Genomic DNA, 16,023 nt, shown 5'->3' on the forward strand with positions numbered 1-16,023 from the left:
TCTGAGAACTCTCTTCAAGTGCTTCACACGTTCAGCGAGAGCCTCATAGAAAAGGCCACCCGCATCTTCGCAGGTGGCCTTTGTATCTCCGGGACCGGCAACCGGTATCCGAGCCCGGCGCTCTCCCGCTAAAACAGGGGCGCCGCAGCCGGGAGGCTCGCGGAATCGATCCCTTCACAGTTCGCATTGTCCACGCTCAAATTGCCCTGGGCGTCCAGCCGCACGGTCCAGATGGTATCGTAGTCTGTCGCCTGCCAATCCGTCCATCCGTCCGGCAGGGCGGGATAGTCGCCGCCGTAGCTCTCGATGAGTTTTTTGAGAAACGGCTTTATGTGACCGGATTCCCACGCCACCAGCAACGTCTTGTTCGAGAACGTGCCTCCGGTGAAGAAAAAGTCCTTGGTGGCCTGGGCCACGGTGTCGTCGGTCGGGGTGAAAGCCGATCCGAGCGAGAAGGTGGTTGCCAAGTGGTATGGGAGGTTGTTGGCGATCACGTACGGCAAAACGGTGAGCGAGGGGCGGATATAGGAAACGTTGGCGGCGCCGTTTGGATACCAGATGCCGGCCGGGTCGATGGAGTAAACCATGTCGGGTTTTGTTATCCTGCCCTTCAGCATGTCGGCAAGCGAGAGAGCACGCCACTGCCCCGCCCCCACATAGTTGCCGTCGTCGAAACGAGAGCCGGAATCCGGGTGCGCCTCCGCGTGCCGGACGATGTAGACGGTGGCATTGGTATTCATATGGGCGGGAACCGTTGCGCCGTTTTGTCCGCCAACCCTCGAATAGGAAAGAGGGGTGTCCGTGCAGGCGACCGTTGCCACAGCTGCGGGAAGAACGGGATAGGACGACGACGGTTTCACCTTGCTGTAGTAGGTGACCAGATGCGCGCCTCCTGACGGCGGGATGGATACCGCATGGATGCGGTCCCCCCCCGGATATGCCTCCGGCAGCGCCAGGTTGTAGCCGTACTTGGCGTTGATGGACTTGAGCAGGGCATGGACCGTCTCCCAAGGCGCGGAAAACACGAAATACCCCGTTCTCTTGTTATCGATGATGTTGAAGACCAGGCTTTCGTTAGCGGCGCCGGCATCGTGGAAATCGAGCCCGGTGCAGTCGGGGCAGTAGGTGGGGAGGACCGACAGGGGCGGCGTCGGGGGGACCACCCCGTCCGGGACCTGCCCCTGCCCGTATGACGCCTTGACCGGGAAACTGTTGCCGGTGTAGGTGTTTCCGTTATGGTCAATCGGCAGGGTTGTCTGGTTCAGGAGGGCGAACTGCTGGATGATCCCCAGGGGTGCCATGTCGGGATACCCGTATGCGGTCTGCAGATGGGTCATCGGTTCGACGGCGTAGATGCTGGTGACGTTATCCCCCCCCAGCACCTGCTCTTTCAGGTAGCTCGCCAGGAGGAGCGAACGCTGCAGCCCCTGGCCGGTGAGGTTCGCGGTATCCGGGGCTACGTCGCCGCTGTCGTGAAAGGCGAGATCGGGGCTGATCACGAAGATCAGGTTGGTGTTGTCGGCACCAAGGGGCTGGGTGGAGGAAGACGAAGACCCGCACCCCCCAACGGAAAGTACCACAGCCAGGTACAGCAGCAACGACATCACGACAGGCATCTTCCTCATGGACGACCTCCAGGATGCGATATTGGTCCAAAACGTCAGACGTGTGGGGCTCGAATTCAAGCGGCACAGGGACCCGGCGGGATCGTTGCAGTAGTGGCTATAACTTGCATAGCTCGCACACCTCCTTCATTGACCTGGAATTTCACATCTGATGACTGGCTCAATTCTTGGGACGATATTTGCCGTCATCATGCCCAGCGTCATTGCGATCCCATTCAAAGACTGCATGTCTTTCTTATCGTCACAGGTGAGGGGCACTCAAGGGAAATAGTTGTCCATTCAAATACCCAAATTAACTGAAGGGAAAGGTATAGATGCGGCATCAAAGCGGCCGTGACACGGATCCCCCTACACGTCAGGGTCACGATCTGGCATAATGAAGAGGTGAAAAGAGGTGAGAGAGATGAGATGCGACTATAAAGACGACTTCAAGATCGACTACACCGATTCCCTCCACATCACGAAGGGAAATGGAGTCGACATGACCGTCAAAGATGAAGACATACCGGCCAACGTGAAACTTTGCCTCAACTCCGCAGTGGTGCGTAACAGTTGCCACGAACTTAGGGCCGCGGCAAGGGCGCTGACCAGCGACATAAGCAAATCGTTCGACATCGAATAAGACGCTTTTTACAACCGCAGCAAATGAGGCCACCCGCATCGCAGGTGGCCTTTTTCTCTCTGGAGGGACCAGCAACGCGCTTTCCCGTCAAAACAGGGGCGCAGCGGCGGGGAAACCCGCCGGTCCGGAAAGGTGTAGGGGGACAACGCCGCTTCATCTGTTAAAATTCTTTGGACGCCGTTCAAATGAGTTTCCATCCGGGCTTTGCCGAGCGCGCCCCAAAGGGTGCGCGGGCCGGAAGACAGAGACGGCACGGGACGTCACGAAAAACCGCGGGAGACGATGTTCCGGCAGCGTTTCGCCGCGGGCGCCAGGAGACGATGTGACCGCCACCAGAATCCTGATCACGCTTTTAATGGTCCTTTCCGCAGCATCATCTTTCGGCGCCCCACCGAAGGCGTCGCCCGCACCCGTCCAGCATCAGCCGTCCGTGCAGCCGTCCCCGGTGATTTTTGATGGCCGGACGCTGTTTCTGATCCGGGACAAGGTCCTGTCCTATTCACCCTCCGACCGGGCCAAAGCCGTCTCGTTCAAACTCGGCAAGCTGGCGCAGGACATAAGCCTCCCCGCCGAGGCCGTCGTCACAAGCGACACCGAGACCACCACCGACATATTGGCAGGCGACACCATAATAATGTCGGTCACGGACCGGGATGCCGCCGCCGAGGGCAAGACAAGGCAGGAAACCGCGCGGCAATTCGCGGCCGCGATGAGAGGCGCCATCGCGGCGCACCGGGAGAGCTACGGCCCGAACGGGATCCTGCTCTCATCGCTTTACGCGGCCCTCGCCACCGCGGTGCTCGTCTTTCTCCTCGTGTCATTCCGCCGGGCTTTCCCGCGACTGTACCAGAAGATACAATCCCTGCACGGCACGAAGATCAGGTCACTGAGGTTCCAGTCCTTCGAGATAGTGAACGCCGATCGCATCGTCTCCATGCTGACCAGCGTCGCCCGTGGCGGACGCATCATAGCCACCGTGCTTCTCTTCTACATCTACGTCCCGCTGGTCTTCAGCTTCTTCCCCTGGACCAGGGGGTATGCCGAAACCCTTTTCCGGTACATCTCCGAGCCGGTTCTCGCCGTGCTTCGCGCCGTGGGCGATTACCTCCCCAACCTCTTCTTCATCGTGGTCATCTCGGCGGTCACCTTGTTCGTGATACGCTTCACGCGGCTCTTCTTCGCCGAAATCGGCAAAGGGACGATAAGCCTCCCCGGTTTTTTCCCCGAATGGGCCGACCCCACCTTCAAGATCGTCCGCTTCCTGATCTTCGTATTCTCGGTGATCGTCGCCTTCCCCTACCTTCCCGGTTCCGACGCCCCCGCTTTCAAGGGCGTCTCCATCTTCTTCGGCGTCCTTTTGTCCCTGGGTTCCACCTCCGCCGTCGCCAACATCGTGGCCGGCGTCATCCTGACCTACATGCGGGCCTTCAAGCTGGGCGACAGGGTCAAGATCGCCGACACGGTCGGGGACGTCACGGAAAAGACCCTCCTCGTCACCCGGGTGAGGACCATCAAGAACGTCGACATCACCATCCCCAACTCCCTGGTCCTCGGGAGCCACATAACGAACTTCAGTTCCTCAGCGGCCGAGTACGGGCTCATCCTGAACACGAGCGTCACCATAGGCTACGACGTGCCGTGGCGCCAGGTGCACATGCTGTTGAAGGATGCCGCGAAGAGAACCGAGCACATCCTCGAACTTCCGGCCCCGTTCGTCCTGCAGACCGCGCTCAACGACTTCTACGTGAATTACGAGTTGAACGCCTACACCGACCATCCCCACCAGATGGCGACGCTCTACTCCGACCTGCACCAGAACATCCAGGACGCCTTCAACGAGGCGCAGGTGGAGATCATGTCACCGCACTACACCCAGGTGAGGGACGGCAACAGCAGCACCATTCCGGAATCCTACCTTCCCGACGACTACGCCCCCTCCTCGATAAGGATCTTCTCCACCCGAGAGAAGGCCCCCACGCGGGAGTAAAAAAAACCAAAATCAGAGGGCCCATGAAATTAAAAAGGCTGGGGTCAGGCTTGCAAAGTTGCAAAGTCGGTAAGATTTGTCTTCAACTGTTTCATCCGTTCCGCAAGACCAGCGTCGCTTTTACATCTAGCCGTGAGCCTTGCTATAGACGAGCTCAGACTAGTGACGTCGCGGGCTAAGACACGGCCAAGTTATGTAAGAGTCTCGTCGCTCATTTCCCTTACCGCCCAAGCAGCCATACTGCGCGCTTCTGCCATCTTAAAGCTTCGGTCTGCGTTAACCAGACCGCCTTTAGGCAGCCCATACAGCATTTCTACTGCTGTTATTACATCCACTATGGTTGGTTTGCGCAAGCGCTCCGGCTCCATCTTCTCAACGACCATGTCAATAAAATCATCCGCACCAAGAAGCCGTGAGTCAGCAGTATCTCCACTGCTGAAAGCGTCACAATGACCATCCCGCATGTTCTGCTTGACGAAGTCCAGAAATGCGAGTCTTGCACGTTGCATGTTGGTGCCGAAATAGCCAAGGACAGGTTTGGTTCGCAACCATGGCAGAAACTCCTTGTCGGCATAGGCACGATGGCTGCTCCAGAGATAGTCGACAGGATCGTTGACGAGGCGTGCACGAATGGGATTGAGGTGAATGTAAGATGTTAATTGAAGGAGGTATTCGTCGGCGTCAACTAGGATAGCCTTGTACCGTCCCTGGAAGAGGTGCCCAACTCTATTCTGCCGCCAGTTTACCCAGCGGGTATACCTGAAAGCGAGATTCTGGATGATCCTCGCTAGAGGAGTGTCGGATACTTGGCAGAGGAGGTGAACATGGTTCGTCATTAGACAAAAGGAGAGGATCGAATGGCCAAACCTTTCGATCCCCTCCTGGAGAAGCAGGTAGAACTTGTAGCGGTCCGCCTTGTCATAGAAGATGTCCTGCCGGTCGTTCCCCCGCAGGATCACATGATAGTAAGCACCTGGGAAATGTATCCGCTGTCGACGAGCCATTACCCAAAGCTAACTGAACTTTGCAACTTTGCAAGCCTGACCCCAGATTCCCTTGGCGATCACATACGGCAAAACGGTGAGCGAGGGGCGGATATAGGAAACGTTGGCGGCGCCGTTTGGATACCAGATGCCGGCCGGGTCGATGGAGTAAACCATGTCGGGTTTGGTTATCCTGTCCTTCAGCATGTCGGCAAGCGAGAGAGCACGCCACTGCCCCGCCCCCACGTAGTTGCCGTCGTCGAAATGAGAGCCGGAATCCGGGTGCGCCTCCGCGTGCCGGACGATGTAGACGGTGGCATTGGTATTCATATGGGCGGGAACCGTTGCGCCGTTTTGTCCGCCAACCCTCGAATAAGAAAGAGGGGAGTCCGTGATCCCAGATCCACAATTTTATGGATCGTTAGCAAAAAGGGGCAGCGCTTGATGGATTAAAAACCACCAAATGCTGCCCCTTCAGTAAACCTGATGACAGGTACATTAATATTTTACATTAGTTACCTACGTCCCGCCAAGCACGCGCTACCTCAACTCATTTTCTATTGAGGTTAAAAATTTCTTCTTCAACGCTAGTACCTTAGGCCTTGCGCCACCTTCCAATTTAAAATTGAAACCAAACCTGTAGATCTCTGGCATATACAGCTTGTTATCGAGATTTAAGACTATGCCGATTCTCTCTAGACGTTCCACTTCATCAGCAGTAATCCCTAGTTCATCTCTTGTGAACGGAATGTGCCTAGCGCTCTCATCTGCTTGCTGAAATTTGACATTAATCTCTTTAAGCTCTGGGAACTCTTGCTGAGCTTCGTCAACTTTCTTAGCACTACAAGGTTGCAATGCCTGCCTTATGGCTGTAGGGGTGAGGAGCCTATCTGTTCTCGAGTGGCTTTTACTCGCGGCATAGATAAGCAGCCTGACAAGGTCTCTTGCTTGTAAACGTCCATTGAAATCTGAAAGAGCGGCGTAGACCCAAATGCTGGATCTAGCCTCATTTGCGGTGGGAGAACCAAGCTTTGCCCCCCAAATTGGATAAAGCTTCTGCTCAAGATCACGTGTGTTAAGCTTCACCATGGAGTCAATGTTTAGAGACTCCAAAACGCTTGCATTAATGCATAACCAAGCTACAAGCTGAAGAGACTCCCTGAAGTCCCAATTCAGAGCGAATTCTTTATACTTATCGGCAAACTGGCCAAAATTCTGCTTGATTGCAGTGGCTGCCAAGTCCTTTCTCACAAGTATAATAAACCCTATTGCTGAATCCCTTATCATGCTAAAGGCCGAAGGTAATTCTAAAAGTGCCCTTAACGCTTTTTGTTGAATCGGACTTTCATCTATTTCTTGAAGTGTAGTCTCAAGCCCGTCAATCAGAAAGATGATTCTTACACCTGAAAGCTTAACAAGGTTATCTAAATATTCAGGAGTGATAGAAGATTCTGCCCCGCCAAACCCAAGGGCAGCGACAACCTCATTTAACCAAAACTTCTCCCAATCTGTTTCTGACCAACTTGCACATTTAACAGTGGCATCTTTAATATTGCTAATAATGTCACGAACACTCCAACGTGGAATGTCTTTACCGTGTATTGCCTTCCACGCCTTGGTCCTTGCATTATTCGTGACATCAATAGCTGCCTCTTGCATTGAGGCAACTGGTTCAAGGAGAGGGAAGAAAAGTGCATCGCTGTCACCTTGTCCCTCACCAGGCAAAGCTTTCCGAATAAAATGGGACCACTGCTGCAATCTTGCAAGCTGAATGTAGGTAAATGTCTTACCAGCGCCTTTCGAGCCAATTACCACCAAATTAGGCATTCGATCCCTGTAACTTTGCCCAAGCTTTCGAAGACCTGACGTTATTAGGATGTCCGTGCCCTTGCCGCTCTCGGCATACTCGAACATTTCACAAAACTCACCGAGGGTTTTAGCCGAACCCATTACAGCATTATATTCTACTTCTGATTCAGCAACGGCAGGCCCTTTTACCTCAATTTTTTCTGCAAGAGCCTTCACAGTTTTATACAGATCAGTGCCTTCCAGTCTACGAGATAAGTCATCCCAGTTATTTACAAGAAGAAGCTCCTGGGCAAACTCGGAAGTGTAAATAGCAAGACGAGAAGGTGTTGAATCATCATCGCTGTCATTGTAATCTGGATAACAATTCAATAACCTTTCGTGTACCATTTCCATTTCGGTGTTTTCAATCTTATCACTTTGAACCATCGATATGATGACATTAGGGTCAGAACTTCTCCCGTGTTCAACTTGATTTCGGTTAGGAGCAAGTTTAGCTATTTGTTTTATAATGAGCTCAGTCCCCTTCAAAGACTGCTCATTCATTGTCGTCACAATAACTCGCTTTATTCTTGAGTCAAACATGAGAGGACTCGATAACTCGCTGGCACCCGCCCTAAGGTCAATTAAAACGACGTCCACGCCAAGTTTCTTTCCCAACTTTTGAAGTAAGTCCGACAGGGCCCACGGCCCGTACTCGCCCTTCACTATGTGCTCCGGTCTTATTGGCCAATCAAGTATTTGTTCTTGAGTTCGATAAGCCGGCATAAAATACCAGGTACAATTTCCTTTCTCTCGCCCAGTTTTTTGTAGTTCTTTGGTTATGAAATCAAGGCTACTTTCAGCACCTTCTGATAAATCATTGTGGACCAGCTCCATGAAATCAATAAAAGAAATTCCAGCTCCAGATATTTCGTGGTCATCCCACACGGTTAGTCCAGGAGCTTCAACATCAGCGTCAACTACAAGCACTTTCGATACTGATTCTGACGCCATCTTGACTTGTAAATATGCAGCGAGGTGTGTTGTTCGACCAACCCCTCCCTTGAAAGATTGGAATAAAATCATACTTGGCCCATCCACCCAAACTGACGGGAAGAATTCGGCAGACGTGTCTTCTAATCTCGGGCGGTAAACAAACTCGTCCCAAAAGGGCCTTATCTCGCGCTCTGGCTCCACATGTTCCGAGTCTTCCACAAACGCAATGGGGATATACCGGCTGTATTTTGTTTCCAGATATACTCCAGCCTCTCCGTCTGTAACTGATTTATACCAACTCCTAAAGCACTCATGCAAAATAGCATCAGCATTAGCAATATCATCAATGGACGAAACGTATACCTCGATTACGTCCCAATAACAGTCAATAGTGATTATGGGGGCCGGATATCTGCCGAGTGGAAATGCTTGCTTTAGTAGTCGTCTTATATCAAGCCAAGTTAACAGCCTCATTTTCACCTCAAATCCTGCTCAATTTTTACAATGATTGCATCAAGTTCTTTTTCTAATATTTCATCTTCATTTGAAACGGCACCATATCGCCACATTTGATTATAATCTCTTGGGGCCACCTCTCTTTTTATTAATTTCCCTTTCTTATTTATAGGCGAGAGGATTGTGGATGCAATCTTGCTATAAAGTTTTGGCGGAAAATTGAGGTTTCCAAGCAGCGCTCTTATGTCATGCTGGACGATGCTGAAGTATGGGCATTCTCCAGTTAGACGTTTGCCTTCATTTCGCATATGTAACGCTTTGAGGCCACACTCAACGGCATAAAACTGGACTAACCTTTTTGTCCCAGATGGCGGCATCTGGGCAGAGGACCGTTTATGCATCCTAAAGGCGTTAATCATTTCTCTATCCGTAAAGTCGATCATTTAGGCTACGCCACCTCTTTGGACCACGCGTAAATGGCGGTGGTCCTGGGTACTGTGGAACTGTCTGCATAGAATGCCCCGGTGACATTTCAACAGACTGCAGAGTTTGTGGCAGCAAGTGCTACAGGGATTTAGTGCTCTGGGTGTGGCCCCCAAACACTAGAGTGGTAGGTTGCGGCACGCTTCAGGTCTCGCTTGAAGCCTGAAATCAGCGCATATGGGAGTCATTGATGAACCGACCCGACGACAAGACTCCCCGTCGCCATGCATATAGAACGACACCCCCCTCAGCTGCCCAGAAGAAGAATATAAAAACCAAATGCAACTCTCACACTTAAGGCTGGAAGATTATGCAATATTGTTTTCTAAATAACAAGCCTCAGGACTAATTGCACTCTCGTAAGAAAGTGTAATCCGAAAGAGGAAGGGACGTAGGTAGCTCATGCATCTGTCACCTTACTCCATTGACTCTACCAGTGTGGAACTACTGCGTCAGCCTCGTCAAGCGTTTGCTTTTTCTTCGACTTTGGCAACTGGCCATGCTTTCTTACAAGGAAGGCACCCGTAAAAGCTCTGGCCCTCTATCGGCCCGCTCTGGAACTTACTTCTTCAGGACGAGTTCGCTGCCACAATCGGGGCGACTCTTTTCCGGTTCTTCTTTCGGCTGTACTGGCCATGCTTTCTTGCACGGAAGGCACGCGTAAAAACTCTGCCCCTCTTTCGGTCCACTCTGGAAAGTCCTCAGGACGAGTTCGCTGCCGCAGTCCGGGCAACTCCGCTTTTCTTTCTCTTTCGGCTGCAACGCCTCCGAATTCTGTGATACTGGTGCCGGGTCTGCGACTTCGATGATCTGAGTGCCATTACATTTCGGATAGGTGCTGCAGCCCCAGAACTTCTGCCCTGCGTTAGCACCTTTTCGAGCTAGCCGTACTTGCATCGCCGCTCCACATTTCGGGCATCGCGGCGTAACTGGCGGTGCAACCTGCGCGGTGGAGGGCGCTGGTGCTACGTTGGCAACTGTACCGATCATGGACTTCAGCTTCTGGCCGTCGATGAGTTCGAGATTGAGCCCACGCACGAAGGCCTTCGCGTCTTCGGTGAAGGTGCCGGAGGTTACGAAGTACCCGCCAGCTGCTCCAGCGGCGGCCATTACTCCGTAAAATTCTCGCACCGGCTGAACGCTGACCTTGTATGCCTTCCATTGTTTGCACTGCACCAGGTGCTTCTCTCTTCCCTTGCGCAGGACCAGATCGATGCCGCCATCCGGGCAGCTACCTCCCTCTCGCGCGACCTCAAATCCCTTGCGCTTGAAATGCTCGGCGACCAGGGTTTCGAACTCGCCCCAGCTCATCTCGTTCAGGGACGCGACGTCCGCACGGGACTTGACGGTCTCGTAGAGCTTGCGCTGCTTCATGGAGTTGAAAGCGGAGATGCCTGCTCCGATAAGGAAGGCGGGTGCTACAAAGAACTGACCTAACATCGCAAACATCGGCGACACGAGGTTCCCGGGATTTCGGGCGGGCAATGCACGAAAAGTGAAGAAGATTACGCCAGCAAGAACGACGGAGATCCACCAGGGGAACTTGCTGGCGATGATGACGATGTCTTCCAAGGGACTGGTGCGTTTTTTGCGGGCCATGGGACTTTGCGTAACTCCTGGGGAGGGATAGCTTAAACATCATTAACACATACACGGGCATTATTAAAGGAAATTCAACACGACAAACCCATTTGCTCACGCAAAGACGCTAAGGCGCAAAAAAAGGCGATTAACAGGGGTGGAGGGGATGAACGGGGTACCGAATTTCACTATTCGAAACTAGATTGCACTATTCTGCATCAATCAAGACAATACTGAGTCTGGTTTGCACTATCCACCACGAATTAAGACAAGACCGGTTCGGATTTGCACTATTTGAAACCAATTTGCGTTATTCAAAATGATTTTGCACTATTCCAGGCGGAATCATGCAAATCCAATTTGAAATCTCACTATTTCCGATCGAATAGCACTATTCGGTTCCAACTTTCACTATTCGCGGAAGAACAGCGCAATCTCCATTAGAGTTCTCACTATTCGCATCGGAATAAGAAAGTCCTTGTTGAAATAGCGCTATCTTCAACGAAATTGCATTAGCGACTCGCGGACGCAGACTATGGCAGTTGGGATCGTCAAATTCTTCCGTACGGTCTTACTGGCGATCTTCCGGCTGGTACTGTAGTCTCGAGGTTTGCTTAGGGTGTGGAGTGGGGTGGGGTAATGCTGGGGAAAACCGACAAGGGCGGGTGCATGTTGTGCACCCGCCCTTATTGGTTCAGAGGATGATGAGTTCGACAACGTCACTCCAAGGACCGATTCCCGCATCGTTTTCAAGCCTGGCCCTGAAGTACGCTCTACGTGCCGGTTCCAGCCCTTCCTGGGTGAAATGGCAGTAATGAGATAGTTTCAGGTGTTGCCACGAATCCTCTTGCGTTGGGTCACCGTAGCAGATCTGCACCACGACACTCCCCTTGCCTTCCCAACTGTTAACGTAAATTTTGATGGTTCCCGATTTCTTCCCATGCGTGACCTTGAACCGGTCGAACTTCTTGTTGGGAACCTTCACGCCTGTGGCCCGGGGGGTCTTGTGGACCCTGTCAACACCGATAGTGTCGAGCAAGCTCGGTTTGTTGACGTGCACGGAATACATAACGGCGTACTGGGACGAGAACCTGATCGACTGTATCAGTTTGTCCCGCGCCGCCTGACACTCCGGTTCCTTGGTCGGGTCCTGCTTCGCCGCGTACGAGGTGCGCTTGACCTCCTGCGCCTCCCCCCTGACTTGGTCCCCGCCTGGAACACACCCGGGCTTGACGTCCTCCTGGAAGGCTTCGTGCTCATCCAGGTGATCGGCCACGTTCTCCCCCTGAACCGCCAACTCCCCATCGCTCAGGCTCTTGAGGCCAGGAATATTGAAAATCTCTGACATCGTCTCCTCCCTTGGTGGCGTTGAAGTTACCGGAGTAATTATTGGCCTACGTTAACCATTGTCAAGAACCCGGTCATCTTTTTTACAGCGGAAGCCCTAAGGCCTTAACTACAGGGGATGCGAGTTAATCGTAAAGTCCGTCTCCACCGATCACCTAGGGAGAATGGCGCTACTAACCCCCTCCCTGACCCTCCCCCTCGAGCCTTCGCCACCGCAGGGCTTCGGCCCGCAGGCCGGGGGTGGGAACTGGGCTTGCAATATTATCATTCTCTAATATACTTTTTTCACCCGGCCCACAATCCACCGCCACGGAAGCCTCCCACCCATGACCGAACCTACTGCCGTGCCGCCCGAGTGGCTCACAGGACTTTCCACCAGGGCTCGTAACGCACTGATCAATTTGAAGGTCGAATCGCGCCAGGACCTTATCGCATTGAGCAAGCTCAAGCTCCCACGGGTCCGGGGATGCGGCGCCACAACGAAGAAAGAACTGAAACTGCTGCTGGAACGGGTACGACTTGAACCGGCTGAGCCCCCTTCCCCTTCTGACTCCTGCTCCCCTTCCGGATGTGACGAGGGTGCAGTTGCCGTAGGCAACCGGCCCGAAACTTCCTCCGGCATCCCTATTGCGGGACCTGCGCGATGGAGCATCTTGAATAAGACCGCCGCGGAGCTCTTCGCCGTTAACGCTTCGCCTTCTTTCCAGGAAAGTGCGGGAACGCTTCGTCTCCCACCTGCCGACCTGATGCGGCTTCGCGCCAGGGGCATATTCCCCGAGGACGCGGCGCATCTTCTTTGCTCGTTCACCGTAGGCTACCTGCTCGAGACGGGATTGAGCGATCAGGCCATGTCCGCCTTGTTGCATGTCGTGGCCCGGCTTTCCGGGCTCCCGGGGGATGCCCTCCCAACGCCTGCCGTAACCCCCGCTGACTATTCTTTATATGCCGGGTTCCCCGAAGGGATGCTCGATCCGTTGATCGTTCCGGACTTCGCCTTCCCCGCCCTCCTCGACCCTGCGGACGGCCCCGCCGAGGCGGTTTCCTGGAACGCCGTGGCGAAGATCACGGAACGCTCGGTCCTGCAAACTCTCGGGTTCTCGGTTACCGCGCTGGGCGCCATCAGGTACCTTTGGCTTCTCCAGGGGCATGCCTTTTCCGTCGCGGAGTCCGTTGCCGCCGGGATATCGACTGATTCGTATCTCGACTTCAACCAATTGATCGACCGGTACTTGCACGTTACCAGGAGTGGTCGGGACCAGAGCCCGTCCGACAAGAAGACCTTGGCTCTTGAATACCGCCTGTCCATGGACCGCTTGGCACCGACCGACAAAAAGATTTCTTTGCGCAAGTTGGCGGATAACTTCGGAATTACCGGGGAGAGCGTGCGGCAGGTTGAAACGAAGTTGCTGCGAAGGCTCAACGACGAGACGAACCTCGGGCACCTGGATTACCTCTGGCGTTTGCTCGACCGCCTCATGGCTTCGGGAGGCGGGGGGCGCTACATAAGCGAACTTTGCCTCTCTTTGCAGTCGATGCACGGCTGGTCTTCTCCCCCGTCAGAAGAGACTCTTGCCTTCATCATGGGGTTATCGCCAAGATATCGGGTAGCGACGGAATCTTCTCCCCTGCGTGTCGCGCTTTCCGTCCCGTGCTGCGTCGGCTGCGAGACGGCCGTCTTTGCCGTCGCCGGGGCTCTCGCCGCCTCCGAACACGGCGCTCTTCCCGTCCATCAGGCACTCGACGTTATGATCGGCGAATGCCAGAGTTTGCAGTGCCCTGAGTTGCGCAAGATCGCCTCGTTCTCGTTGAGCCTCGTGGAATTCGTCACGGACCAATCGCCGATGCTCAAGGTTCACGACCAAGCGCTGCACCTTGAACTGCCGCAACAAAAATCCCCCCTTCAGGATGTACTGGAGGGGATACTGCTCTCCGCCCCGGACGGGGTGCATTTCACCGAGGTACAACGGCGGTTGAAGCAGATTCTCCCGGGAAATTCCTCCTCAGCTCACTCGATACACAGTCGGTTAACGAGTTTTAGGTGGGCGGTGCTATGGGGGCTCGGAATCTTCAAGCACCGTGAACAGCTCAGCATACCCGTTTCGCTCATCAGTGGAATTCTTGAAGATTTCGCCTCTGCATTGGAGCGGTACGATATCCCCTACTTATGCGCCAACGGTGGTCATTATGAGGGATACGCCGACCGGCTCCGAGCGGAGGGGATCCCCACGTCGCGCGCCTTCTACTCCTGCCTGAAAATCGTCGGCAACCCCAAACTGAGCCTGGAGGAATTTCCCTACGTACAGAGGAAGGACCATGCCGGCCCGAGGCCTTCGATTTCCCAGCTACTCGAGCAGTACATCGCCAAGGCGCACCGTGCCGTAACCTGCTGGGAACTGAAAGATTTCGAGGTCGACAGACTTGGTGTCCCCATGCCGCAAGCAGCCTATCATAGAAGCCGGGCGCGCAACATCCTGAAGATCGGCGACCTCCTGCTTCATATCCACAACGTGCAGATCGTGACGGATCAGTTGCACCGCATCGTCGACGAGCCTCCGTCGCCGAAAGAAGGAACCGGCCCTCTCAAGGCCCGGCTGTTCCGAAAGCACAAGAAGGCATGCGAATCACTCGGCATCATCGGGGCTAACGATCTGGTTCGCTTCGTGGAGCATTTTCTACCCGGCACGGTAGACTGGCCGCACAAACACGAGCGCCGGAAAGTCGTGAGCCGCAAGCCCCAAAACCAGACGGTTGAGATATCTGCAACTGCCGCTTTGCCCCGACGCCGGACCGCGCCGCCAGCCGACTGGGTCCTGTCATACCTCGAAGATCTCGCAAAGCCTTGCCTGCCCATGGACATCTTCTCGGCCTTCCGCGCTCACCCGCAACAGTCAGATCTCTACAAGCGGTGGCTTGGCAACAGGGAAACGGTCTTGTGGTACACGCATGATACCGTCATCGCACGCAAAGTCCTTGAGTGGAATGATGAAAAGCAGTACGCGATCGAGGCGATGGCGCTCATGCACCTCGAACAACGTGATGCCGGGGGCCGGCCCTATGGTTCATGCCGCGAGCTTCTACTCGACGGGCCTGGAGAATTGCCCGAACTGTCGCAGGGGCTCACCTGGACTCCGGTTCTTCTCCACTCCCTGCTCGTGTCCGGTGCCAACTTCCTCAAAATCGGCAGGCAGAAGGATTTCTTCGTGGCGAAGGACAACACCTGCGGCATCGCCACGCTCGATGATCTTCTCCATCACGCCCTGCTCAAGGATTACGGCGGAGTCGCTTCGAAGCAAGCTCTTGTCGCCGCGTACGCCAAACTGGGGATCAAGCTCTCGCCTACGATGCCGTTTCTCACTGGAAAGGATGGACGGGTGGTCGTGGACGGGGACGTGATAAGAGCTGCGGGGAGTGAACCGGCAAAAAGCATGACCACAGAGGACACTGAGGAGCACTGAGGGACACAGAGGAATAGCAAAGGAAAGGCGGGGGGGGAAAGGGCGGAGCAAGCTTAGTTGAGCTGTTTTGGTGTTTGCTGTATATTGGCGCTTGCAGATCATTAGTCGATGACCCACCCCGTAGAATGCTGAAGTTGGAGGCCCATCATGCCCACCATCTCCATGTTTTACGGTATCGTCATTTACATGTTCTTTTACGATAACAAGAAGCATTTCCTGCCGCACCTGCACGCCACCGCTGGTGAATACGACGCCGTATTTTCCATTGAGGATGGCGAACAGCTAGAGGGCGAGTTCCCAAGAAACAAACGAAAGCTCGTTCAGGCGTGGATAGAGATACACAGAGAGGACCTGCTCACGGACTGGCGTCTAGCTGTAAACGGGCAGAACCCGTTGCCGATCAAGCCATTGGAGTAAGAAATGAATAGAGTTGTTTCCGTAAAACCTTTGGATGGGAAAAAGGTGGCCGTGGTGCTTTCTGATGGTCGGTCCGGCATATTCGACGTTGCGCCTTACATAAAAAGTGAGTTTTTCCAGCACTTGAATGAGGAATCTTACTTCAGACAAGTGTCACTCTTCTTCACCGGCATCGGCTGGCCGGAAGGGCAGGATCTGGGTCCGGATACCGTAGCTGCCGACTTGCAGCCAATGCCCGGGCAAAAGTAATCAGAGCAGATGAAGGCTTGACTACAGTGGACGC

The 16,023-nt window shown here is 54.0% G+C and carries 12 protein-coding genes; 5 read left to right on the forward strand and 7 right to left on the reverse strand.

The genetic code is table 11. From position 1 onward, the window contains the following. Positions 1-128 precede the first annotated feature (128 nt). Positions 129-1,625, reverse strand: a complete 1,497-nt coding sequence (locus D6Z24_RS02310; protein WP_129124924.1) for a histidine phosphatase family protein — start codon at positions 1,623-1,625, stop codon at positions 129-131. 403 nt (positions 1,626-2,028) lie between these two features. On the opposite strand from D6Z24_RS02310, the gene D6Z24_RS02315 reads away from it, so the two are divergent. Both D6Z24_RS02315 and D6Z24_RS02320 read left to right on the forward strand, forming a co-directional pair. Next, a complete protein-coding gene (locus tag D6Z24_RS02315) occupies positions 2,029-2,247 on the forward strand; it encodes a hypothetical protein (RefSeq protein WP_129124925.1) in 219 nt (72 codons plus the stop codon). Positions 2,248-2,569: 322 nt separating this feature from the next. Then, the gene (locus D6Z24_RS02320) at positions 2,570-4,234 is read left to right on the forward strand and encodes a mechanosensitive ion channel family protein (RefSeq protein ID WP_246014536.1); all 1,665 of its coding nucleotides are present in this window, start codon (positions 2,570-2,572) and stop codon (positions 4,232-4,234) included. 191 nt (positions 4,235-4,425) lie between these two features. Here the strand turns inward: D6Z24_RS02320 and D6Z24_RS02325 are convergent, their stop codons facing one another. The 6 genes from D6Z24_RS02325 to D6Z24_RS02350 form a co-directional block, all read right to left on the reverse strand. Beyond that, positions 4,426-5,193 carry a transposase gene (locus D6Z24_RS02325; protein WP_246014537.1) on the reverse strand — a complete coding sequence of 256 codons (768 nt, stop codon included), beginning with the start codon at positions 5,191-5,193 and terminating at the stop codon, positions 4,426-4,428. A 54-nt stretch (positions 5,194-5,247) separates the two neighbouring features. Beyond that, positions 5,248-5,547, reverse strand: coding sequence for a histidine phosphatase family protein (locus tag D6Z24_RS02330; protein ID WP_129124926.1), 300 nt, complete (start codon positions 5,545-5,547; stop codon positions 5,248-5,250). A gap of 210 nt (positions 5,548-5,757) precedes the next feature. Continuing rightward, on the reverse strand, positions 5,758-8,475 hold the full coding sequence (locus D6Z24_RS02335; protein WP_407925402.1) for a KGGVGR-motif variant AAA ATPase: 2,718 nt from the start codon (positions 8,473-8,475) through the stop codon (positions 5,758-5,760). Between the two features lie 2 nt (positions 8,476-8,477). Next, positions 8,478-8,900 carry a hypothetical protein gene (locus D6Z24_RS02340; protein WP_129124928.1) on the reverse strand — a complete coding sequence of 141 codons (423 nt, stop codon included), beginning with the start codon at positions 8,898-8,900 and terminating at the stop codon, positions 8,478-8,480. A gap of 601 nt (positions 8,901-9,501) precedes the next feature. After that, positions 9,502-10,539 (reverse strand): restriction endonuclease, encoded by a 1,038-nt coding sequence (locus D6Z24_RS02345; RefSeq protein WP_129124929.1) that lies wholly within the window; start codon positions 10,537-10,539, stop codon positions 9,502-9,504. A gap of 676 nt (positions 10,540-11,215) precedes the next feature. Next, entirely contained in the window at positions 11,216-11,869 is a 654-nt protein-coding gene (locus tag D6Z24_RS02350) for a fibronectin type III domain-containing protein (protein ID WP_129124930.1), read from the reverse strand. 325 nt (positions 11,870-12,194) lie between these two features. Between D6Z24_RS02350 and D6Z24_RS02355 the strand changes: the two genes are divergently transcribed. The 3 genes from D6Z24_RS02355 (at position 12,195) to D6Z24_RS02365 (ending at position 15,989) form a co-directional block, all read left to right on the forward strand. Then, positions 12,195-15,323 carry a hypothetical protein gene (locus D6Z24_RS02355; RefSeq protein WP_129124931.1) on the forward strand — a complete coding sequence of 1,043 codons (3,129 nt, stop codon included), beginning with the start codon at positions 12,195-12,197 and terminating at the stop codon, positions 15,321-15,323. A gap of 147 nt (positions 15,324-15,470) precedes the next feature. Beyond that, positions 15,471-15,740 carry a type II toxin-antitoxin system toxin DhiT gene (dhiT, locus tag D6Z24_RS02360; RefSeq protein ID WP_129124932.1) on the forward strand — a complete coding sequence of 90 codons (270 nt, stop codon included), beginning with the start codon at positions 15,471-15,473 and terminating at the stop codon, positions 15,738-15,740. Between the two features lie 3 nt (positions 15,741-15,743). Then, positions 15,744-15,989, forward strand: coding sequence for a DUF2442 domain-containing protein (locus D6Z24_RS02365; protein WP_129124933.1), 246 nt, complete (start codon positions 15,744-15,746; stop codon positions 15,987-15,989). The last annotated feature ends 34 nt before the right edge of the window (positions 15,990-16,023 follow it).

Origin of the sequence: Geomonas oryzae, assembly GCF_004117875.1 — a bacterium.
Classification (GTDB): domain Bacteria; phylum Desulfobacterota; class Desulfuromonadia; order Geobacterales; family Geobacteraceae; genus Geomonas; species Geomonas oryzae.